Source organism: Silicimonas lutimaris, assembly GCF_047314965.1.
GTDB lineage: Bacteria > Pseudomonadota > Alphaproteobacteria > Rhodobacterales > Rhodobacteraceae > JAVJUV01.
On the sequence record NZ_JBLBVK010000049.1, the window covers coordinates 15,742 to 37,525 of the forward strand.

Consider the following 21,784-nt stretch of genomic DNA (forward strand, 5'->3'; position numbering starts at 1 on the left):
GGAGATCTCACATGAAATCCCGGATTACCTGGGTTGCCGACAAGACCTTTACTGGCCAGACCGAGTCAGGACATTCCATCGTGATCGGGACTGCTGATGGAACCGCACCCAAGCCTGGCCCGTCGGCTATGGAGCTAATTTTGATGGGCGCCGGCAGCTGTTCCGCTTGGGACGTTGTCGAGATCCTGCGCAAGGGCCGTCAGGCGATAGAAGACGTCATTGTAGAACTTGATGCAGACCGCGCCGATGAGGCACCGAAAGTCTTCACTCAGATCCATCTTCATTTCATCGTGAAGGGCCGTGGCCTAGACCAGAAACGTGTTGCTCGTGCGATAGACTTGTCAGTTGAAAAATATTGCTCAGCAACAACCATGCTGGAAAAGACCGCGACCATTACCCATGACTTCGAGGTCGTGGATACGGCCTAAACTGGCAGCGCCGTAGTTTGACGCACGATTCTGAGAGCGAAAGACGAATGCATCTGCGCGACTCCCGGCAGACGCGCCAGGTATCTGCGGTGAATACGGGCGAAGTCTTCGGTGTCACGCGCAATGACTTTGAGCAGATAGTCCGCCGTTCCGGCCATCAGGTGGCACTCCAGTACGTCGGGAATGCGAGCAACCTCGCGTTCGAACGCGTCTAAAACTTCGTCTGCTTGGGCGGATAATGTGATCTCAACGAAGACCACTGTGGGCCGTCCAAGTTTGCGTGGGTCCAAAAGCGCGACGTAGTCACGAATGATCCCAGTTTCTTCGAGCCTGTGAACGCGCCTGTGACAGGCTGAAGGTGACAAGTTCACCTCCTCGGCAAGATCAGCATTCGAGATTCTGCCCCGCTTTTGCAGAACCGTCAGTATTCGGGCATCTGTCGCGTCAATTTCGCTCATTTCGGAAGTTTCTTTCAATTATTTTTCAACTCATCGAATATCTTACCGAGTTTAGCGCGAACATCCAGCAGGAAAGGTAGGGAATTTCTGCCACTTCGACGCACAGTGCCCCTCGAAAGAGGAGGACTGGGCATGAAAATTGGATGTCCGAAGGAAATCAAGCCGCAAGAATTTCGGGTCGGCGTCACGCCGACGACTGCGGGAGAAGCAGTGAGGCACGGTCATGATGTGATCATTCAGGCAGGTGCGGGACTGGGCGCTGGCTTTACCGACGAAGACTACATCAAGGCCGGTGCGCGCGTTGCCGATACCGCCGCCGAAATCTTTGCGTCTTCCGATATGATTGTAAAAGTGAAGGAACCGCAGGCGATCGAACGCAAGATGCTGCGCGAAGGACAAATGCTTTTCACGTATCTTCACCTCGCGCCGGATCCGGAGCAAACCCGCGACCTGATTGCCAGTGGGGCGACTTGCATAGCCTACGAAACAGTCACCGACGAACGTGGCGGATTGCCTCTACTGGCTCCTATGTCCGAAGTGGCAGGCCGATTGGCACCGCAAGTAGGAGCCTGGACGCTTCAGAAAGCAAACGGCGGTCGTGGAGTACTTCTGGGCGGCGTGCCGGGTGTCGGACCGGCAAAGGTCATCGTGATCGGTGGAGGCGTTGTCGGAACGCATGCCGCTCGCGTTGCCGCCGGGATGGGCGCCGATGTCACCGTACTTGACCGCTCCTTGCCACGCCTCCGCTATCTGGATGACGTCTTCGGTCGGGATTTCCGGAACCGCTACTCCAGTGCGGCGGCGACGGCAGAGCTTATCGCTGACGCAGACATGGTTATTGGCGCGGTTCTGATTCCAGGGGCCGCAGCACCAAAGCTTGTCTCACGAGAGCAATTGTCGACGATGAAGCCAGGCGCGGTTCTGGTCGACGTGGCAATCGACCAGGGCGGCTGCTTCGAAACCTCCAAGGCCACGACACATCAGGATCCCATCTACGAGGTCGACGGCATCATGCATTACTGCGTGGCGAACATGCCAGGCGCGGTGGCAAGAACCTCAACCATAGCGCTGACCAATGCAACGATGCCCTATCTCCTGGACTTGGCGGACAAAGGCTGGAAGCAGGCCTGCGCCGATGACCCGCATCTTCTCGACGGCCTAAATGTTCACGCCGGCAAGCTGACCTATTTGGCGGTTGGGAAAGCCCTCGGTATCGACGTCACGCCTCCGCAGGTCATCCTAAAGGCCGCTTAGTCCGATTTCCATTTGATGGAACAACCCATGGACGAAATCTGATCGCGGGGACCTTCACCGGTCGCCGCGATCGCGATCATGGCTTCATAAAGATCCCGACGAAGTTCTTCGGGACCCGCGCTTGATCGAGAAGCGTCGAGGCGCCCGCGATATTGCAGTTTCTTGTCCGCATTGAAACCGAAGAAATCCGGCGTGCAAACTGCATCGTAACTTCGCGCGACCGACTGATCCTCGTCATGAAGGTAAGGGAATGGAAATTCCCTTTGCGATGCCATTGCGACCATGTTCACGAAGCTGTCGGCGGGATGGGTCGAGGAGTCATTGGAACAGATAGCGGCGAAGCCCACCCCGTGATCCGAAAGCTCCCTCGCGTCTCGAATGATCCGATCCAGCACCGCGAGAACATAAGGGCAATGATTGCAGATGAACGCGATAACGACGCCCTTCGGACCAGCGACATCCGACAACGAGTAGGTTTTTCCATCCGTCGCCGGAAGCCGGAAATCAGGTGCCGTTTTGCCGAATTCACAAACTTCGGGGACTGCTGCCATGTTGATCTCCTGTCATTTGGCGTCAGGCTAACATGTATGGCGGCACAAAAAAGGGCCCACCTGTCGGCGGGCCCTACCGATATTTTCCGAAATCAGGCGCGCGATTTCAGCGCGTCGCGAATTTCGGTCAGAAGTTCTTCCTGTGTCGGTCCCTTGGGCTCTTCCGGGGCTACTTCCTTTTCGCCCTCAGCCATCTCGCGCATCCGGTTCACGCCCTTAACGAGAAGGAACACAACCCAGGCGACGATCAGGAACTTGATCACGGCATTAATGAAGTTGCCATACATGAACTGAGCGTCGCCGAGGCCGATGCTCAGGTTCGAGAAATCGATGCCACCGATCACCAGGCCGATCAGCGGATTGACAAGATCATCAACCAGCGATGTGACGATAGCCGTGAATGCTGCGCCCATAATGATACCGACTGCCATATCCATGACATTGCCGCGCGCGATGAAATCTTTAAACTCTTGAATCATTTTTGGTCCCCACTCCTCTGCTTGGTCCCCTTTCCGAAGGCTACCCCCTTCGTTGTTAGTGACATCGCGATACCATGAAATTTGCCAAAGTCACGGACTTTGTGCGGGGAATTCCGGTGAACAGGCATCACTTCGTCTAGTTCACGCAAAATATCAACGTCGCGCGCAAATACCCGCGAGCGACTCAACGCTGATGAAACAGCTTGGAGAAGGCCTTGCAGGACATGAAAGGACTGGGCCAATTACTCAGCGGCCAGAGCATCCTTTCAAGGTAACTCTCCTGTCAGAACGTAGCGAAGTATTTCGACAACCTGTCCCGGTTTTTCGGCAACAGCCAGCGCTGCGGCATGAATTTCCTTGAGCGCATGTTGATGTTCGGGCGGACTCAGAACGATCAGTGATTTGCCAAGCCCGGCAGCCATTCCCGCGTCGAAGGCAGCGTTCCATTGCTTGTACTTGTCGCCGAAGCGAACCACCACGATATCGGCTGTCTGGATACCATGGCGGGTTCTGATCGCATTAACTCGCGCACCCTTGTTGTCGTGCCAGAACTTGTTCGGCTCAGCTCCAAGAATTGCAACCCCACAATCATCGGAGGCATCATGGTCTGTCACCGGGGAGGTAAAGATCACGTCCAGTGTCTTCGCTCCCTCCATGATCTGCTCTCGCCAGTCGGTGTGAATTTCGCCGGAGAGATAGACTTTCAGGGGCATGGCTATTCCTTTCCTTGGTCTCGCGAGGCAAGTGCCTCCGCGACTTCGTCATCGGTTGTCTGTCGAAAATCAACATAGTGCGCTCCGACAGCAATAAAGGGGTAAGGTGTCACAAGGCAGACGACGTTGTCGACATCCTGCTTTATTTCTTCCAGAACATCGGTCGGTGCTACGGGAACAGCCAGGGTGATGCTGGCAGGCCTTCGACGTCGAAGCGCGAGCAATGCCGCGCGAAGCGTCGCTCCAGTCGCAATCCCATCGTCAACGACGATAGCGTCGCGTCCTTCAACTGCCGCCGGCGGACGATCTCCGAGATATCGGCGGCGTCGGATTGCGATCTCGGCCAACTTCTCCTCGACTACCCGTGCCTGTTCAGCAGAGCCAACTCCTATTGCCTTGACGATTTCGGGGTTCCACACGACGTCCGGCATTTCTCCATCGACGACCGCCCCCATCGCAAGTTCTTCATGTCCTGGCGTTCCAATTTTCCGGACCAGCAACAGATCAAGAGGCGCGTCCAGGGCCATGGCTACCGGCAATGCAACTGGCACACCGCCCCTAGGCAGGGCGAACACGACCGGATTGCGAAGACCCAGTCGCATCACGCTCTCGGCAAGCTGCGCCCCTGCCGCTTCCCTATCCTCAAATCGCGCTGCCATGAATGAGAGGTTAGCGTCACGCCATAGTGCGGCGTTGATCCTGCTCAAACCTAGCCGCGAAGCACGCCACCTGTCGCCTTGGCGACTTTCTCGACAACCGCCCGACCAACGCGTTCGATTTCTTCGTCTGTCAGTGTCTTGTCAGTCGGCTGAATGCGCACCGTGATCGCCAGCGACTTCTTGCCGGCGCCAAGGCTCCCACCAATGAATTCATCGAACACTCGCACGTCTTCGATCAGCGCTTTGTCGGCCCCTTGCGCGGCGTTCAGAACGTTGATCGCTTCGACATCTGCGTCGAGAATGAATGCAAAATCACGTTCGACTGCCTGCAAGTCACTGATTTGAAGTGCAGGTCGTGTTGCACTCGTGTTCTTAGGCTCAGGTATCGCCTGAAGATGCACGCTGTACCCCACGGCTGGCCCTTTTACATCCATCGCTCGAAGCACCTTAGGGTGAAGCTCTCCAAATGCTGCCAGCACGATCTTCGGGCCAAGTGTAATTCGCGAAGAGCGCCCTGGGTGCCACCAGCCTTTTGCACCGCGCGGGAATTGGACCCGGGCAGGCGCACCAAGGGCAGCCAGAACGGCTTCCGCGTCTGCACGAGCGTCAAAGACGTCAACCGGCCGGCGCGCGCCATGGGGGTCCCGTGGTCCGGTGTTGCCGATGCGAATGCCGGTCAGAAGCAGTTCTTGTTCCTCTGGTTCACCACCATGGAAAACGGCACCCACTTCGAAGAGCGCAAGCTCCGAAAATCCACGTGCCTGATTCCGAGCGGCCGCCTGAAGCAGCCCCGGCAGAAGCGATGGACGCATGTGCGTCATCTCGGACGAAATCGGATTTGCGACGCGGCGTGCCTCGTCGCCGCCGCCGAAGAGGGCCGCTGACGCCTGGTCGACAAAACTGTATGTGACGCATTCGTTGTAGCCAAGCGCCGCCGAAGTCCGTCGCGCAATCTGCTCGCGCCTTTGCATCGGCGTCAGGATTGGCTTTGGCACCCCGGGGCGCATCCTTGGCATCGGCTTCGGTTCCAGGTTCGTGAGAGATGCGATACGAGCCACCTCTTCCACGAGGTCGGCTTCACCATCGACGTCAGGTCGCCAAGACGGGGGTGTGGCCATGTCGCCGTCAAGCTTGAAACCGAGAGCCTTGAGGGTCGCTCGCTGGATTTCGGGCGGGATGTCCATTCCGACTAGTGACGAGCACCGGTCTGTGTCCAAGCGATAGGCGCGCGTCATATTCGGCACCGTACCAGCGGTCACGACCTCGGAAGCTTCACCGCCGCAGATTTCTAGTATCATCCTCGTTGCCGCCTCCAAGCCAGGCAGCGTGAACTCCGGATCGACCCCACGCTCAAACCTGTACTTGGCATCCGAGTTGATCTTCAACTTTCGTCCGGTAATCGCGATGGTGATCGGGTCCCAATAAGCCGACTCAAGAAAGACATTCACCGTTTCGCCGGTCACCCCCGACTCTTCGCCGCCCATTACCCCTGCGATCGATTCCGGTGTGCGATCGTCCGAGATCACCATCATGCCTTCTTCGAAGGTGTAGGTTTTCTCGTCCAGTGCCAGCAGTTGCTCGCCTCCCTTAGCCCGGTGTACGCGCAGATTGCCCTGTACCTTGTCCGCATCGAACACGTGCAGTGGACGGTTGCGATCGAAGGTGAAGAAGTTGGTGATATCGACAAGTGCCGAGATCGGACGCAAACCAATGGCCTTCAGCCGGGCCTGCAGCCACGACGGGCTTGGACCGTTATGGACCCCCCTGATGACGCGGCCAGTGAAATAGGGCGCACCGTCCAGCGTATCAGCATCGATCGTCACACTGATCGGAGACGGGAAAGAACCCGGAACGGGTTCGGGAGCTTTCGAGATAAGCTTACCCAAACCCCGGGCCGCCAAATCACGCGCGATGCCCTCGACGCCAAGCGCGTCCTGACGGTTGGGGGTGATCGCTATTTCGATCATTGGATCGATCTTGGGGGGATCGTTCTTGGCCAGCCAGTCAGCAAAATTCTCACCCACCTCACCAGACGGGAGTTCGATGATGCCATCGTGCTCGTCGGAGAGTTCGAGTTCACGCTCGGAAGCCATCATGCCATGGCTCTCGACGCCACGGATCTTGCCAACGCTGAGGGTTACGTCGATGCCGGGCACGTAGTCGCCGGGTTTGCAGACGACCACTGTGATACCTTCGCGAGCGTTCGGCGCGCCGCAGATGATCTGCTTCTCCCCCTCGTCCGTCGCGACCGTACAGACCCGCAACCGGTCGGCGTCGGGGTGTTGTTCGGCCTTGAGCACTTTGCCAAGGGTGAAGGGCTTGAGCTTATCGCCCGGATTCACGACTTCCTCAACCTCGAGTCCGAGATCAGTGAGTGTCTCTGCTATCTCTGTGACCGACGCCGTGGTCTCCAAGTGTTCCTTGAGCCAGGAGAGAGTGAATTTCATCGGTTCAGCCCTCCGTGCAAGGTTGGCACATCCAACGCGGCGAACCCATAGTGCCTGAGCCACCGCAAATCACTGTCAAAAAATGCACGCAAATCGGGGATGCCGTATTTCAGCATCGCCATCCGGTCGATACCCATCCCGAAGGCAAAACCTTGCCATTCATCAGGATCAATGCCTCCGGCCTCCAGCACCTTGGGGTGCACCATGCCGGAGCCGAGAACTTCGAGCCAACCGTCACCTTCGCCCACTTTCACCGTGCCGCCTTCCCATGAGCATTGGATATCCACCTCGGCCGACGGCTCGGTGAATGGGAAGTGCGAGGCGCGGAAGCGGGTCTTTACCTTTGTGCCGAAGAAGGCCGAGAAGAACTCCTCGAGCACCCATTTGAGGTTCGCCATCGAAATATCCTTATCGATCGCGAGACCCTCAACCTGATGGAACATCGGCGTGTGGGTCTGGTCATAGTCCGCACGGTAAACACGCCCTGGCGCGATCACGCGGATCGGTGCGCCCTGCTTTTGCATCGATCGGATTTGAACCGGCGAGGTGTGGGTCCTGAGCACATGCGGCGGGCGATTGTCGCCTTCCAGACGGTGCATATAGAACGTGTCCATCTCAGTGCGAGCCGGATGGTGCCCCGGAATGTTCAGGGCGTCGAAATTGTACCAGTCGGTTTCGATCTGCGGTCCTTCCGCGACCGAAAATCCCATGTCGGCGAGGATCGCCGTGACTTCCTCGGTTACCTGGCTGACCGGGTGGATCGTGCCTTGCTGGCTCGGGCGCGGAGGAAGGGTTACATCCAGCCACTCCGCCTTCAGACGCTCATCAAGCGCGGCATCTTCAAGCGCCGATTTCTTTGCGGCCAATGCCGCGTTGATCTCATCCTTGAGCGCATTCAGCTTCGGCCCCATAACCTGCCGCTCTTCTGGGCTCATCTTGCCCAGTTCACGCATCTGAAGTGCCACTTCGCCCTTCTTGCCAACAGCGGCGACACGCAACTCTTCAAGTGAGGCCTCATCGCCGGCACCCGCGATCGCGTTCAGATATTTTTCCCTCAAGTCGTCCATCTTGGACCCCTATCCTTCGTCCCTGCCCTGCTATCCAGCAAGGGCCTGAAAGACAAGAAGCCGCGAGACCCGAAAGGTCCGCGGCTTCCCTAAAACGGTTCCTCTTGACGAGGTGTTACGCGAGCGCGGCCTTCGCCTTATCGACGATGGCTCCAAACGCCTCCGGCTCGTGCACAGCGAGATCAGCCAGAACCTTACGGTCCACCTCGATCCCGGCAAGCGACAGCCCGTTGATGAAACGGCTGTAGGTCAACGCTTCGTCGTGGCTGCGTACGGCGGCATTGATCCGCTGAATCCACAGCGCGCGGAAATTGCGCTTGCGCTGTTTTCTATCGCGGGTCGCGTACTGGTTGGCCTTGTCGACCGCTTGTGTGGCCGTACGGAAGTTGCGGCTGCGCGATCCATAATAACCTTTTGCGGCCTTGATGACCTTCTTGTGACGGGCGTGGGTGGTCGTACCCCCTTTAACACGTGACATGTCAGGTTCTCCTTAGCGGTCGTAGGGCATGTAGCGCTTGGCGAGTTTCTGATCCGGCTCGGACAGAACCTGAGTACCACGCGCATCGCGGATGAATTTATTCGTGCGTTTGATCATGCCGTGCCGCTTGCCGGCTTGGCCTCCGACGACCTTGCCGGTCGCGGTGACCTTAAAGCGCTTTTTTGCGCTCGACTTGGTCTTCATCTTGGGCATTTCCATCTCCTTCTTTCGAGCGGTTCATAAACCCACGCGGCATGCCACATTGGCCGGAGGGTCCGTCGGAGCGCGTCGGATACAGGGGAAGGTGCCGCCTGGCAAGAGGAAAATGGCGTCAGACGCCGGTCATCACCTTGACGAAAAGCTGAGGCATTTCCGCGACGGAATATCCACCAGGCCGCGATGAATTCGCATACAAAATCATGATGCCGCCGGCGAAAAGAGCCAACATCGCCGCGCGCGGCGGTGCTCCTCGCGAAAAAGCGCCAACCATAGCAGGAAATGACAGCCCGAGAACTGTTACCCCCAACACCATTATCAAATCTACATACTCTGCCATGCCGGCACGCTTACATTAAGATTCCGGCGAATCTATGGCCTTCATTCCGGATCTGAAGGGAGAATCAGGCGTTCATCACAGGGCGCAACACGAAGAATGTTCGTAGTCCCAGATTGTCCGAAAGGCACACCGGCAGTCACCACGAGTTGGTCAGTTGCTTGGGCGAAACCGTCCTTTCTCGCCGCACGAGCAGCATTAACCACCGCGGTCTTGAATCGATCGAGTTCGCTCGTGTTCACACAATGCAGTCCCCAAGTCAGCGAAAGACGCCGCGCCGTTCCAACCAGCGACGTCATCGCGATGATTGGGACACGGGGACGTTCTCGCGCGACCAGACTAGCTGTACGCCCGGACTGCGAATAACAACAAATGACTTTGATATCGGCGGTCTCGGCAATTTCGCGTGCCGCCGAAACGATACCATCAGCGACCGACTGCTTCAGCCCGCCCCTGCTGGCTTCGATCACTTCGCGGTAGGTCGGATCGCTTTCGACCTCAATAGCGACGTTGTTCATCGTCGCGACCGCTTCGACAGGATAGCTGCCTGCCGCGCTTTCAGCCGACAGCATCACTGCGTCGGCACCTTCGTAAATTGCAGCCGCAACATCGGACACTTCCGCCCGTGTTGGGATCGGGCTTTCGATCATCGACTCGAGCATCTGCGTAGCGACGATTACCGGCTTTGCCGCCGCCCGGCACTTGCGCACCAGTCGTTTCTGGATCGGAGGAACATTCTGCACAGGCAGTTCGACGCCCAAGTCGCCACGTGCCACCATGATGCCGTCAGACACAGCGAGGATCTCGTCGAACGCCTTCACCGCAGCCGGCTTTTCGATCTTGGATAGGATCGCGGCACGGCCTTGGGCCAGTTCTCGCGCCTCAGCGACGTCGGCAGCCCGCTGCACGAACGACAAGGCGAGCCAATCGACGCCAAGACGGCACACGAATTCCAGATCCTTGCGGTCCTTCTCAGACAAGGCCGCCAAGGGAAGAACAACATCCGGCACGTTGACGCCCTTCCGGTTGGAAATGGTTCCACCCACTTCGACGGTACAATTTGCGAAGTCTTCACCGCAACCATCGACCACCAACCGAATCTTGCCATCGTTCACCAAAAGATGTGCGCCCGGCTCAAGGGCTTCAAAAATCTCCTTATGGGGAAGTTGCACACGCGATCCATCGCCAGGCGCATCGTCGAGATCCAGCCGGAAGGCCTGCCCTACTTCAAGCTCGGCTTCGCCCTCACCGAACACACCAACCCGCAACTTTGGACCCTGCAGGTCAGCGAGAATGCCGATTGAACGACCGACCTCGCCCTCGAGTTCGCGAATGATCCTGTGGCGCTCACCGATCTCTGAATGGCTGCCATGGCTCATGTTCAACCGAAAGACATCAGCGCCTGCTTCGAACAAGGCACGAATCGTTTCCTTGTCACTGGACGCAGGCCCCAGCGTTGCAACAATCTTTACATTGCGCTGACGTCGCATGGTGAGCTTCCTTCCCAGCAGAACACGGTTCGGGACCTCTATTGCCGCAAATGTTAGCGCGTGACAACTGGCGCTTGCGTCACAACCTAGATAGAGAGCAGTCATGCAGTGGGAAAGCCGTCACGTTAGCTGGTCACCCGTCCATGTTTTGGGCGCGACCCGCGACTCGAGGTGGCTCGTGATATGCGATCACGCAACGAATCGAGTGCCCGAAAGTGTAGGAGGCGGATCGCTTGGAATAGCGGACGAGGACATGGCGCGCCACATTGCCTACGACCCTGGTGCCGCCGGTGTATCGATCCGACTGGCCGAAAAATTGGAGGCCCCTGTGGTGCTTTCAAACTTTTCCCGTCTCGTCATTGATCCGAATCGCGGAGAGGACGACCCGACGCTGGTCATGCGCCTCTACGATGGCACCATCATACCGGCCAATCGCCATGTGGACTCAAGCGAAACAACACGCCGTTTGAACCTGTGTTATCGCCCCTATCACGAGACCCTGGCCAGTATGGCACGACGACGCGAGGACACGGTTATTGTCTCGGTACATAGCTTCACACCGCAATTCAGACATCGTCCGCCAAGGCCGTGGCACATCGGCCTTCTGTTTGCCGATGATGCCCGGCTTTCGCATCCCCTGATCGATCTTTTGCGTGAAGAACCAGGGTTGGTCGTTGGTGCAAACCAACCGTATTCAGGTCACCTCAAGGGGGACACCATTGACAAGCACGCCATTGCAGAGGGCCGTCACAACACCTTGATAGAAATTCGCAACGACCTGATACAAGAAGACGATCAGCAAACTGAATGGGCCGACAGGCTGGCACGCCTGCTGCCGTTGGCACTCGAGAGGGCCGAAAGCAAAGGATAGGCGAATGGATGATCAGACTCGGATCGAACTCGAAGCAGCTGCATTTCGCAGATTGCGGAAGCATTTGATGGAAGAGCGTTCGGATGTTCAGAACATCGACATGATGAACCTTACAGGGTTTTGCCGAAACTGCCTGAGCCGTTGGTATCAGGAAGCCGCGAATGAGCGTGGCATCGAAATAACAAAGGATGAGGCGCGAGAAATCTACTACGGCATGCCCTATTCTGAATGGAAGTCCCGCCACCAAACAGAGGCAACTCAGGAACAGCGCGATGCTTTTGAAAGAGTCCACAAGGATGTCTAACGGCAAGAGGTGACAGATTGTCTAGACTGCGCGCCGTTTGGAAAACGCCCGCTCAAAGACAAACCGGAACTCATCAAACGGCATCGGCCGACCATAAAGGAAACCTTGTAGCCGATCGCACCCCAGCTCGGTAAGCCGTGCCGCCTGCTCGAACGACTCGACGCCTTCCGCGGTAACTCCGATCCCCAACGCGTGACCGATATCAACGATCGACCTAATCAGTTTCTGAGACCTTTCGGATTCCGCCACCGCGAGAACCAGTCGACGGTCGATCTTCAAACGGTCCGGCGAGATTTGCTCAAGCGCGATGATGGACGCCCGTCCGCTGCCGAAATCGTCGATTTCTATACCGACGCCCGCGTCGCGAAGAGCATCAAGCTGAAGCTGAAATGCTTCCCCCTGGTCTTCAAAGAAGATCGTTTCCAGCAATTCGACTGAAATAGTTCCCGGATATCCATTGGCTTGCCGGATCGCTTCGATGATCGAAGCCGATTGGAACCTCTGTTCACTGACGTTGAAGGACAGATTCGGGGAACACTCTACTGGAAAACCGTTTCCGCATAGTTCCAGGGCTCGTTCAAAGATAATCTCGTCTATGTCTTCCAACACTGCCAGATCGGTTGCGACTTTCAAGAATTCTCCCGGCGAAAGGATGCCCCTGGACGCATGATCCCACCGAGCAAGCGCTTCGACACCGACGATTTCTCCGGTGAGGGCATCGATCTGAGGCTGGAAGTACGGAACGAATGATTTTCTTTCTATCGCCCCAAGTAACTCATCTGAAAGCGTCTTGGCGTTCATCATGTCCGCCAGATCACGCTCGTCAAAAGTGACAACGGCGCTGCGCCCTGACGACTTGGCTTTGTAGAGGGCGATATCGGCGTTCGTAAGCAGATCTTCGGCCGGAGAAATTGGCGTCGATGCAATCCCGACACTCGCACCCAGCCTCAATTCGGCATCTTCGAAACGGAACGGTTGCGACATCGTCTCGACGATGGCTTGACCGAGGATCTCCGGCGCGTGACTGGAATCGGTCACCCTGCGCAAAATGACGAATTCATCGCCTCCCACGCGGGCGATAAGGTCACCGGATCCGATGGTGTTTCTCAACCTCCCGGCCACCGCCGCCAGAACGAAGTCACCTGCAGCATGGCCCAGAGTGTCGTTGATCTGCTTGAACCGGTCGAGATCAATTGCAAGGGTCGCAATTTCACCGCCCAATTGTCTCTGCTCGCTCAGAAGTTCATGCAGCCCTTCACTGATGAAACGCCTATTCCCAAGTGACGTGAGATCGTCATGAAGCGCTCGCATATCTGCTTCCGCCCGAGCAAGTTCCAGTTGGACGTTTCTGATTTCCAGAGTTCTTTTCTGGGCGGTAAACTCAGTAATATCGGCGTTGTATACGATTGTGTCGCCGTTAGGCGCTTTGGCGCTTACGGCGCGAAGTATGATGCCATCGGTATATCGCGTAATGTCATCTATGGGTCCCGACCTTATCGCCGCAGACGCTTCCGCCGCCCATTCATCTTCGCGCCCAATCGCATCTACAAGCCGGCCCGAATGCGCCGCCCGCACAAGAAAGTCGTCGAGCGTGATACCCATCTCTATTCTGTCTTCACACGCGAGAAGACGAGATGAAAAGGCGATGTTGCAAACAACCAGCGTCCAGTCCCTGTCCCAGACTGCAATCGGCGTTGGAATTGCGTCGATCGCCAACAAGAGACGAGCGCGGACAGCTTCTGCTTCCGAAATGATTTGCGAACTCCTTTGACCACCGTCTTCGCTTTCAATCTTTGAACGGTTCATTTCGCGGAATGTCGCAAGAAAGAAAAATCCACCATCGTCACCGTCGGGTACGAGAGTAATCGAGATGGAAGCCGGAAACGTCGAGCCGTCCTTCCTGCGGCAAAGAGTTTCCTTGGTCAGATGATCTACGCCAAGGTTGCGGCAATGAAATGGCCGTGGAGCAAAGCCCGTCGCACTTTCCAACGCGAACAGGGCATCAACCGGCCTCCCCTTCCGTTGCTCCAAAGTGTACCCGAACACGGCCTCAAAGGCAGGGTTTGACCAAACGTGACACGTAACGCCATGCCGAGGCCCGCTGTACCAGACCACGACCGGGTCGCAAGCAAGCCTTGCGAATGAGAAAAGCAGTTCTTCTAAGGTCATGACGCGCCAACATGGATTCCACCTGACGCTAGCGACCAAGTCTTAACGGGCCGCAAAACCCGAGTCTTAGCGCGAACTGCCCCTAGAGCGCGACCTTGCGACTCTCTTCAAGGTAAATCTCACGAAGCCTGCGGGAAACACTTCCCGGCTTTCCATCACCAAGTGGCACGTTATCAATTTCAACGACCGGCATCACGAAGGCCGAAGCCGACGTAATGAAGGCCTCGTCGGCAGCTTTGGCCTCCTCGATCGAAAATGAGCGCTCCTCGACGTGCATCTGCGCTTCACTTGCGAAGCGCAGAACTGCGGCGCGTGTGATCCCGTGGAGGATTTCGTTGCCTAGGTGGCGTGTGATGATCTTTCCATCCTTGACGATGTAGGCGTTATTCGATGTGCCTTCCGTAACGACGCCATCTTCGACCATCCAAGCATCGTCCTTGCCTTCCGCTTTCGCCATCATCTTGCCCATCGACGGATAGAGCAACTGAACTGTCTTGATGTCTCGGCGGCCCCAACGAATGTCGGGAATGGAAATCACTTTCAACCCAACTTCAGCTACCGGGCTGTTGGCAAGACCGGGCTTGGACTGCGTGAAGAGAACCAGAGTAGGTTTGACGCCTTCTGGATAGGCAAAGTCGCGGTCTGCGGCACCGCGGGTCACCTGAAGATAGATCAGACCGTCTTCGAGGTTGTTTCGCTTTACGAGTTCTCTGTGGATCTCAAGGAGTTCGTCCTCCGTCACCGGGCTATTCATCTCCAGTTCACCAAGAGAACGCGCGAGTCGCTTCGCATGTCCGCCAAAGTCAATGAGCTTGCCACCGAGAACGCTGGTCACCTCGTAAACGCCATCGGCAAATAGAAAGCCGCGATCGAATACCGAAACTTTCGCTTTTTCCTCGGGCAGGAATTCTCCGTTCACGTAAACGATGCGGCTCATGGTCTATCCCCAAAGTTCGGGACGCGGCGGGTGTAGGCCCTCGGCGTCGTATTCAAGCGGCGTGTCGCGGTCTTCGGCCAGAAGAAGCGGACCGTCAAGGTCCACGATGGCCGCGCCCTGCGCGACGAGGATTGCAGGCGCCATCGCAAGCGACGTGCCGACCATACAACCGACCATGATTCCGAACCCAGCATCGCGGGCCGCTTCGCGCAGCGCCAATGCTTCGGTGAGGCCTCCAGTCTTGTCGAGCTTTATATTGACCATGTCATACTTGCCCTTCAGCGAGGCAAGGGTCGCCCGGTCGTGGCAGCTTTCGTCGGCGCAAACCGGGAGTGGCCTTTCGATCTCGGCCAACAGGTCGTCGGCCGCTGCGGGCAAAGGTTGTTCGACGAGAGCGACGCCCAACCGGACAAGGTGCGGCGCGAGATCCGAATAGACCTCTGCTGTCCAACCCTCGTTGGCATCAACGACAATGCGGGTGTCCGGCGCGCCCTGCCTTACGGCTTCCAGACGCGCCATGTCGCCCTCGCCGCCAAGCTTGATTTTCAAGAGCGGTCGAAATGCATGACGCGCAGCCGCCTGCCGCATGCGCTCGGGCGTATCGAGCGATAGGGTAAAAGCCGTGACTACAGGCCCCGGTTCGGCAAGCCCTGCAAGCTCCCAGACACGCCGTCCGGATTTTTTCGCCTCCAGGTCCCAAAGCGCACAATCCACCGCGTTCCGCGCGGCACCCGGCGCGAGCAGTTCTTGCAATGGCAGTCGAGAAATCACCGGAGGCAAGTCGGAAATCTGCGCCGATACGCTCTCCATCGTCTCGCCATAGCGTTTGTACGGCACGCACTCGCCCAACCCCCGACACGGGCCGTCCATGGCCGTAAGGGTCAGAACCTCGGCAGCATCGCGCGAACCGCGGGAGATCGTAAAGGTTTCGGCAAGTCGAAACCTTTCAGGCTTAATGTCGAATTCCATATGGGCAGATCACCTATTCCGCAGGCATGGCAAGCAATTGGCATCACAGAATCGAAGCTTCTCCAAGAATCGTCCGATTTGGAATGCTGAAGCTATACTGCCTGCAGTGCGTCAACCAAACGTCCGGCACCATGTCGGAACGGATCGACCGTCGGAAGCCCCATTCGACCCTCAACCTCTTCACAAAGCCTCGCGGCCTCATCATCGCCCAATGCCTTGGTATTGATGGAGATGCCCGCGACAACGCAAGCTGGATTGGCGATGCGAGCCAGCGGCAGAGCCATGTCCCGCAACGCCTCAAGTGAAGGCAGTGCGTAGTCGGGCAGACCACGCATGTGAGTTCGTGTCGGCTCATGTGCGAGGATCAACGCGTCGGGTTGACCACCATGGATCAGAGCCATCGTGACACCGGAGAACGAAACGTGGAAGAGACTGCCCTGTCCCTCGATGTGGTCCCAATGATCAGGGTCATTATCGGGGGTCAACCACTCAACCGAGCCCGCCATGAAGTCGGCAACAACCGCGTCCAGGGGGATCCCCTGTCCGGTGATCAGGATCCCGGTTTGCCCTGTCGGGCGAAATGTCGATTTCAGGCCGCGGTTCTGCATCTCGGCATCCATCGCGAGGCCGGTGTACATCTTGCCGACCGAGCAATCGGTGCCAACGGCAAGACAACGCTTACCCGTTCGCTTCTTTCCATTGGCGATCGGATAGGCAATCGTTGGTACCCGGACGTCGTGAAGTACACGACCTTCACGCGCGGCAATGGCATTGATCTCGGGTTCGTTGCGCAGGAGATTGTGCAACCCGCTTGCCAGATCGTAGCCGATCTCCAGCGCCTGTGTCAGTACTGCCTGCCAGGATTTAGAGATCACACCGCCCCTGTTGGCCACACCGATTACAAGCGTCCGGGCGCCTTTATCCCAGGCTTCTTCGAGCGACATGTTCACGGCACCGACGTCTGCCTTGCAGCCCTCCATACGGAATTGGCCCACGACATTTTCGGGACGCCAGTCATTGATGCCTTGCGCGACTTTGGCGGCCAACTGGTCGGGCGCGTCGCCAAGGAAGAGAAGATACGGTGTGCGAATCATGAGAACTCCCAAAGTTTTGGCAATGATTCACGCTTCTGTTGGTCATGACTTCGCAAGTTCACCTAAAATTAGATCAAAGTTGAAGAATTCACCTGAAAAAGCCAAAGTTCTTCGAATTTTCTTCCAAAGCGAGTCAGAGACCAGTCTCTCTGCGCCTGCGAAGACAAAGGGCTTGAATGCCGCAGCGCAACAATATACCGACAGACGCAACCATAGCGAAAGAAAGTTACCTCGGCATGTCGTTTCGCCTTCAACCTCCTGCGCCCGCCCGACCAAATCGCTGCCAATTGTTTGGGCCGGGGTCCCGACCGGCAATTTTCGAGAAGATGGCGGCAAGCGCAGCGGACGTCATAAACCTGGATCTTGAAGATTCAGTTGCGCCCGCGGACAAGCCGGATGCTCGCAAGAACATCATTGACGCAATTGGCGACATCGACTGGGGTAACAAGCATCTCTCGGTTCGCATCAACGGGCTGGACACACCCTACTGGTATCGCGATGTCGTGGACCTTCTGGAAAATGCATCGGACCGGTTGGACCAGATCATGATCCCGAAAGTCGGGAATGCGTCCGATTTGTATGCGGTGGATGCGCTCGTCACCTCGGTCGAGGCCGCGAAGAACCGGAAGAAGCCTATTGCGTTCGAGGTCATCATCGAGACCGCTGCCGGCCTTGCACATGTCGAAGAGATCGCCGCCGCAAGCCCCCGACTGCAGGCTATGTCCTTGGGCGCGGCTGATTTTGCCGCATCAATGGGAATGCAGACGACCGGGATCGGGGGGACGCAGGAGAATTATTACATGATCCGGGAGGGCCATAAGTACTGGTCCGATCCGTGGCACTGGGCACAAACTGCAATCGTGGCTGCCTGCCGCACGCATGGCGTTCTGCCCGTCGATGGCCCGTTCGGAGACTTCTCGGACGATGACGGATTCCGGGCGCAGGCGCTTAGGTCGGCGACCCTGGGAATGGTCGGAAAATGGGCCATTCATCCCAAGCAAGTTGCTCTGGCGAATGAGGTTTTCACACCTTCGGACGAAGCCGTGGCCGAGGCGCGCGAGATTCTTGCCGCCATGGACGAAGCACAGAAATCCGGTGCGGGGGCTGCGGTTTACAAGGGCCGCTTGGTCGATATCGCAAGTGTCCGGCAGGCCGAGGTCATCGTACGTCAGGCGGAAGTGATCGCCGGTTCCTAACCCCGATCCGGTCGGTCGGCTATCGGTCGGCATTCCGTCTGCAAAGTGTATGGCAAGCTGTATGGCACGTGGTGCGGCGCGCCCGCATGGCCGTCACTGCGGGCGGCGTCTCGCGCCACAGCATTGCCGCATTGCTGCCGTGGGATCTTCCCAGTTCTGCGTCACTTCGATCCCGGTGATGAGGCGCGCAGCCGGTGCGCGTGCAACTCGGGAGATTGGGAATGAAAGACGCGATGAATATCGCACGGCAGCGCCGCCAGGATCATGTCGATGCGATCGCACAGCTTGAGAACGAGATCGAAGCGCTTCACGAAAAGATCGGCGAACTGGATTCGTTTCTCGACTTCGGCGAAGCACTGATCAACGGCAGTCTTGACGAAGAGGACGACGAAGCCCCGGAAGCTCCGATTTCTGCGTCAGCGCCCGTTCGCAACACTTCCGAACTTCGGAGCGTGCTCCCGGTAGACGACTGGCACTCTGCCGAGACGGATGACGGGGAAGACGCCACCGAGCAATCGATCGCACGCGTCCTGTCGGCCCGTCACGGCTGAACCGACGATTCCATGTTTTTGCCGGCGCCTGAGATTCGGTTCCGGGCGTCGGGCGCCGCACCAAAGAGCGCGACCGGAAAACTCCGCGATTCCTGATTTCATCTGAACTTCAGGTTTCTGCTAGAATGCCTCAGATCGACACCTGACACCTGCCCTTGACCTTTTGGTCGCAGCTTCCAAGCATGACGAAACGCATGGGGGTGCCGCGACATGACAGATTTCCTGCTACTTGCCTTCATTTTCCTGATTGCCGGGGTCGTCTCGGTGCCGATTGCCACGCGACTGGGGCTGGGGTCGGTGCTTGGCTACCTGATAGCGGGTATCGTCATAAGTCCGATCCTTGCTCTGCTTCACGTCGATGTCGTCTCGATCCAGCATTTTGCCGAATTCGGCGTCGTGATGATGCTGTTCCTTGTCGGACTGGAACTGGAGCCGAAGCACCTGTGGTCCATGCGCGGTCAGCTTCTGGGGATGGGCGGTGGTCAGGTCGCCCTGACGACACTTGCGGTCATGGGAGCCGCGATGGTCCTCGGACAGAGCTGGAGCATTTCACTTGCCATAGGTCTTGTGCTTGCCCTGTCGTCAACCGCGATCGTGCTGCAGACGCTGAACGAGAAGGGACTGATGAAGAGCGATGGCGGGCAATCGAGCTTTTCGATTCTTCTGACGCAAGACATCGCGGTCATCCCCATCCTTGCGCTTGTGCCATTGCTGGCCATGCCGGAATTGATCGAGGCGGCGGGCCATGGTGCCGAGGCCGCGCATGGCGCCGGCGATGGTCATGGTGCCTCTCTCAGCCTCGTCGACGGTCTCAATGGCTGGCAAACGGCTCTTATCACCCTCGCGGCCATTGCCGCGGTGGTTCTGGGCGGAAGCTTCCTGACACGGCCCATCTTTCGGTTCATCTCGGTTGCGGGATTGCGCGAGTTGTTTACCGCGACCGCTCTCATGATGGTCGTCGGCATCGCGTTGCTGATGTCGCTTGTCGGCCTGTCGCCCGCGTTGGGCACATTTCTTGCCGGTGTCGTGCTGGCCAACAGCGAGTACAGGCACGAACTGGAATCCGACATAGATCCGTTCCGCGGACTGCTCCTGGGCCTGTTCTTCATGACGGTCGGCGCCGGCATAGATTTTGCCCTGCTTTGGTCCAGCCTGTTCGTGACGCTTGCCCTGACGCTGGGCCTGATTGCTCTGAAGGGCGCTGTTCTTTTCCTGCTGGGAACGGTCTTTGGACTGAGAGGTACCGACCGCTGGCTTTTGACACTCGGACTGGCTCAGGCCGGCGAATTCGGATTCGTGCTGTTGTCGTTCACTGTCGCGAATTCCGTGATGCCATCTTCGGTGGCGGATCAACTCTTGCTCGTTATTGCGCTGTCCATGTTGCTGACGCCCCTCCTGTTCATCCTGTACGACCGCGTGGTTGCCCCGAAATTCGCAAAGGGCGAGTCCCGCGAGGCCGACGAGATCGACGAAAAAGGTCATGTCATCATCGCAGGATATGGCCGGGTCGGCACGGTCATCGACAGGATGCTCCTGGCGGCCGGATACAAGACGACGGTCATCGATTACTCGTCGGCCCAGATCGATGCTTTGCGAAAGTTCGACGCCAGGGTCTACTACGGCGACGCGACCCGGCCCGACCTGCTGCATGCGGCAGGGATCGAGTCGGCCAATGTCCTCGTGATCGCCATCGACGATGAGCACAAGATCACGGAACTGGCGGAATACGCCATTCGGACCTACCCGCATCTGCACGTAGTCGCGCGGGCAAGGACACGGCACCACGTGTATCACCTGTGGGCCGTGGGGTGCCGGGACATCATTCGAGAAACCTATGATTCCTCGCTGCGCATGGGACGGTCGGTCTTCGAGACGCTGGGCATCCCGCGCGATGCCGCGGACGAGATGACCGAGGCATTCAACAGGATGGACCGGAAAGCGATGATCGAGGTCGCTGACGTTTTCGACCTGAACATTCCACCTTTGGAAAACGAGGCCTATATCGCCGCCGTCAAGGAAATCCGAGGCCCCTGGCAGGAAGAACTGGGCCGCGAGATGCAATCAATTCGCGATCGCTTCGAACCTGCGTCCGACGAAAGCTGATCAGGCGGCCAGTCCCTTGGAGCCCATGTTCAGGAACTTCTTGCGACGTTCCCGGATCAAGTCGGCGCGAGACAGGCCCGCGAGCTTGGACACCATGTCGTCTATCGCGACACCGACCGCCTTGATGGTCGCATTCCTGTCGCGTTGCGCCCCACCCTCGGGTTCCGCGATGATCCGGTCGATCACGCCCAGTTTGTGAAGATCCTGAGCCGTCAGGCGCAGAGCTTCGGCCGCCTCGCGCATCTTCTCGGCGTCCTTCCACAGGATCGACGCGCAGCCTTCCGGGGAGATCACGGAGTAGATCGAATGCTCCAGCATCGCGACGCGGTTTGCAGTCGCGAAAGCCACGGCCCCACCCGATCCGCCCTCGCCGATCACGACGCTGACGAGCGGCACACCGACCTTGAGGCATTTCTCGGTCGATCGGGCGATGGCCTCGGACTGGCCGCGCTCTTCGGCGCCTTTGCCGGGGTAGGCTCCGGGCGTGTCGATCAGGGTGATGATCGGCACATTGAAGCGGTCAGCCAGATCCATCAGGCGGATGGCCTTTCGATAGCCTTCGGGCCGGGCCATTCCGAAGTTCCGCTCGATACGGGACTGCGTGTCCTGTCCCTTCTCGTGTCCGATGACCATGACGGCGCGATCGTTCAGCCGCGCGAGGCCACCCATAACAGCGTGGTCGTCAGCAAAGTTCCTGTCACCGGCCAAGGGCGTGTATTCGGTGAATAGCGCCTCGATATAATCGCGACAGTGCGGACGGTCGGGATGGCGGGCGACCTGGCATTTCCGCCAGGGCGTCAGGTCCTTGTAGAGGTCCTTCAGAATCTGCTGGGCTTTCTTGTCCAGCGCCTTGGCCTCTTTCTCGACGTCCATCTCGGAATTGGCCCGCGCCATGGCGCGAAGTTCTTCGGCCTTGCCTTCGATTTCCGCCAGCGGCTTTTCGAACTCGAGGTAATTCTGCATCTCTGTCCCTTCGGATCGTGCCGTCTATATGGCCTGCCCGGGCCACGGCT

At 57.9% G+C, this 21,784-nt stretch carries 24 protein-coding genes; 8 read left to right on the top strand and 16 right to left on the bottom strand.

The genetic code is table 11. The features are described 5' to 3' along the window. Window positions 1-11: 11 nt before the first annotated feature. Window positions 12-428, top strand: a complete 417-nt coding sequence (locus tag ACKLNI_RS11075; protein ID WP_413719131.1) for an OsmC family protein — start codon at window positions 12-14, stop codon at window positions 426-428. Here the strand turns inward: ACKLNI_RS11075 and ACKLNI_RS11080 are convergent. Then, window positions 425-886 (bottom strand): Lrp/AsnC family transcriptional regulator, encoded by a 462-nt coding sequence (locus ACKLNI_RS11080; protein ID WP_413719132.1) that lies wholly within the window; start codon window positions 884-886, stop codon window positions 425-427. The genes ACKLNI_RS11075 and ACKLNI_RS11080 overlap by 4 nt on opposite strands. 132 nt (window positions 887-1,018) lie before the next feature. Between ACKLNI_RS11080 and ald the strand changes: the two genes are divergently transcribed. Next, window positions 1,019-2,140, top strand: coding sequence for an alanine dehydrogenase (gene ald, locus ACKLNI_RS11085; protein ID WP_413719133.1), 1,122 nt, complete (start codon window positions 1,019-1,021; stop codon window positions 2,138-2,140). On the opposite strand, the gene ACKLNI_RS11090 is transcribed toward ald, so the two are convergent. The 10 genes from ACKLNI_RS11090 to pyk all read right to left on the bottom strand — a co-directional run bounded on the left by ACKLNI_RS11090 (window position 2,137) and on the right by pyk (window position 10,577). Then, a complete protein-coding gene (locus ACKLNI_RS11090) occupies window positions 2,137-2,691 on the bottom strand; it encodes a thioredoxin family protein (protein ID WP_413719134.1) in 555 nt (184 codons plus the stop codon). The genes ald and ACKLNI_RS11090 overlap by 4 nt on opposite strands. Window positions 2,692-2,783: 92 nt before the next feature. Continuing rightward, complete coding sequence (gene mscL / locus ACKLNI_RS11095; RefSeq protein ID WP_413719135.1) at window positions 2,784-3,170, bottom strand: large-conductance mechanosensitive channel protein MscL; 387 nt, start codon at window positions 3,168-3,170, stop codon at window positions 2,784-2,786. 266 nt (window positions 3,171-3,436) lie between these two features. Beyond that, entirely contained in the window at window positions 3,437-3,883 is a 447-nt protein-coding gene (locus tag ACKLNI_RS11100; RefSeq protein WP_413719136.1) for a YtoQ family protein, read from the bottom strand. Between the two features lie 2 nt (window positions 3,884-3,885). Continuing rightward, the gene (locus ACKLNI_RS11105; protein WP_413719137.1) at window positions 3,886-4,542 is read right to left on the bottom strand and encodes a phosphoribosyltransferase; all 657 of its coding nucleotides are present in this window, start codon (window positions 4,540-4,542) and stop codon (window positions 3,886-3,888) included. 50 nt (window positions 4,543-4,592) lie between these two features. Next, window positions 4,593-6,989: a phenylalanine--tRNA ligase subunit beta gene (gene pheT, locus ACKLNI_RS11110; RefSeq protein WP_413719138.1), complete on the bottom strand. Its 2,397-nt coding sequence runs from the start codon at window positions 6,987-6,989 to the stop codon at window positions 4,593-4,595. Beyond that, the gene (pheS, locus tag ACKLNI_RS11115; protein ID WP_413719139.1) at window positions 6,986-8,056 is read right to left on the bottom strand and encodes a phenylalanine--tRNA ligase subunit alpha; all 1,071 of its coding nucleotides are present in this window, start codon (window positions 8,054-8,056) and stop codon (window positions 6,986-6,988) included. Before pheS ends, pheT begins: the two co-directional genes overlap by 4 nt. Window positions 8,057-8,171: 115 nt before the next feature. Then, a complete protein-coding gene (gene rplT, locus ACKLNI_RS11120) occupies window positions 8,172-8,534 on the bottom strand; it encodes a 50S ribosomal protein L20 (RefSeq protein WP_413719140.1) in 363 nt (120 codons plus the stop codon). Window positions 8,535-8,546: 12 nt separating this feature from the next. Further along, complete coding sequence (gene rpmI, locus ACKLNI_RS11125; RefSeq protein ID WP_413719141.1) at window positions 8,547-8,747, bottom strand: 50S ribosomal protein L35; 201 nt, start codon at window positions 8,745-8,747, stop codon at window positions 8,547-8,549. A gap of 118 nt (window positions 8,748-8,865) precedes the next feature. Then, window positions 8,866-9,090 (bottom strand): hypothetical protein, encoded by a 225-nt coding sequence (locus ACKLNI_RS11130; protein ID WP_413719142.1) that lies wholly within the window; start codon window positions 9,088-9,090, stop codon window positions 8,866-8,868. 41 nt (window positions 9,091-9,131) lie between these two features. Next, a complete protein-coding gene (gene pyk, locus ACKLNI_RS11135) occupies window positions 9,132-10,577 on the bottom strand; it encodes a pyruvate kinase (RefSeq protein WP_413719143.1) in 1,446 nt (481 codons plus the stop codon). A gap of 103 nt (window positions 10,578-10,680) precedes the next feature. Between pyk and ACKLNI_RS11140 the strand changes: the two genes are divergently transcribed. Together ACKLNI_RS11140 and ACKLNI_RS11145 are read left to right on the top strand one after the other, a co-directional pair. Further along, window positions 10,681-11,448, top strand: a complete 768-nt coding sequence (locus ACKLNI_RS11140; RefSeq protein ID WP_413719144.1) for an N-formylglutamate amidohydrolase — start codon at window positions 10,681-10,683, stop codon at window positions 11,446-11,448. A 4-nt stretch (window positions 11,449-11,452) separates the two neighbouring features. Continuing rightward, a complete protein-coding gene (locus ACKLNI_RS11145) occupies window positions 11,453-11,752 on the top strand; it encodes a DUF1244 domain-containing protein (RefSeq protein WP_413719145.1) in 300 nt (99 codons plus the stop codon). 21 nt (window positions 11,753-11,773) lie between these two features. Here the strand turns inward: ACKLNI_RS11145 and ACKLNI_RS11150 are convergent, their stop codons facing one another. The 4 genes from ACKLNI_RS11150 to dgcN all read right to left on the bottom strand — a co-directional run bounded on the left by ACKLNI_RS11150 (window position 11,774) and on the right by dgcN (window position 16,921). Continuing rightward, the gene (locus tag ACKLNI_RS11150; RefSeq protein ID WP_413719146.1) at window positions 11,774-13,921 is read right to left on the bottom strand and encodes an EAL domain-containing protein; all 2,148 of its coding nucleotides are present in this window, start codon (window positions 13,919-13,921) and stop codon (window positions 11,774-11,776) included. A gap of 82 nt (window positions 13,922-14,003) precedes the next feature. Further along, window positions 14,004-14,858 (bottom strand): D-amino-acid transaminase, encoded by an 855-nt coding sequence (locus ACKLNI_RS11155; RefSeq protein ID WP_413719147.1) that lies wholly within the window; start codon window positions 14,856-14,858, stop codon window positions 14,004-14,006. Window positions 14,859-14,861: 3 nt separating this feature from the next. Next, window positions 14,862-15,827, bottom strand: a complete 966-nt coding sequence (dgcA, locus tag ACKLNI_RS11160; protein WP_413719148.1) for an N-acetyl-D-Glu racemase DgcA — start codon at window positions 15,825-15,827, stop codon at window positions 14,862-14,864. A 92-nt stretch (window positions 15,828-15,919) separates the two neighbouring features. Then, on the bottom strand, window positions 15,920-16,921 hold the full coding sequence (gene dgcN / locus ACKLNI_RS11165) for an N-acetyltransferase DgcN (protein ID WP_413719149.1): 1,002 nt from the start codon (window positions 16,919-16,921) through the stop codon (window positions 15,920-15,922). On the opposite strand from dgcN, the gene ACKLNI_RS11170 reads away from it, so the two are divergent. The 4 genes from ACKLNI_RS11170 to ACKLNI_RS11185 all read left to right on the top strand — a co-directional run bounded on the left by ACKLNI_RS11170 (window position 16,920) and on the right by ACKLNI_RS11185 (window position 20,771). Continuing rightward, complete coding sequence (locus ACKLNI_RS11170; protein ID WP_413719238.1) at window positions 16,920-17,288, top strand: hypothetical protein; 369 nt, start codon at window positions 16,920-16,922, stop codon at window positions 17,286-17,288. The two genes, dgcN and ACKLNI_RS11170, sit on opposite strands and share 2 nt — an antisense overlap. Further along, window positions 17,209-18,117 carry an L-malyl-CoA/beta-methylmalyl-CoA lyase gene (locus ACKLNI_RS11175; RefSeq protein WP_413719150.1) on the top strand — a complete coding sequence of 303 codons (909 nt, stop codon included), beginning with the start codon at window positions 17,209-17,211 and terminating at the stop codon, window positions 18,115-18,117. The genes ACKLNI_RS11170 and ACKLNI_RS11175 overlap by 80 nt, the downstream gene beginning before the upstream one ends. A gap of 221 nt (window positions 18,118-18,338) precedes the next feature. After that, entirely contained in the window at window positions 18,339-18,668 is a 330-nt protein-coding gene (locus ACKLNI_RS11180; RefSeq protein ID WP_413719151.1) for a hypothetical protein, read from the top strand. 210 nt (window positions 18,669-18,878) lie between these two features. After that, complete coding sequence (locus ACKLNI_RS11185; protein WP_413719152.1) at window positions 18,879-20,771, top strand: cation:proton antiporter domain-containing protein; 1,893 nt, start codon at window positions 18,879-18,881, stop codon at window positions 20,769-20,771. Here ACKLNI_RS11185 and ACKLNI_RS11190 read toward each other — a convergent pair whose 3' ends face one another. Next, window positions 20,772-21,734, bottom strand: a complete 963-nt coding sequence (locus ACKLNI_RS11190; RefSeq protein WP_413719153.1) for an acetyl-CoA carboxylase carboxyltransferase subunit alpha — start codon at window positions 21,732-21,734, stop codon at window positions 20,772-20,774. Window positions 21,735-21,784: the final 50 nt, after the last annotated feature.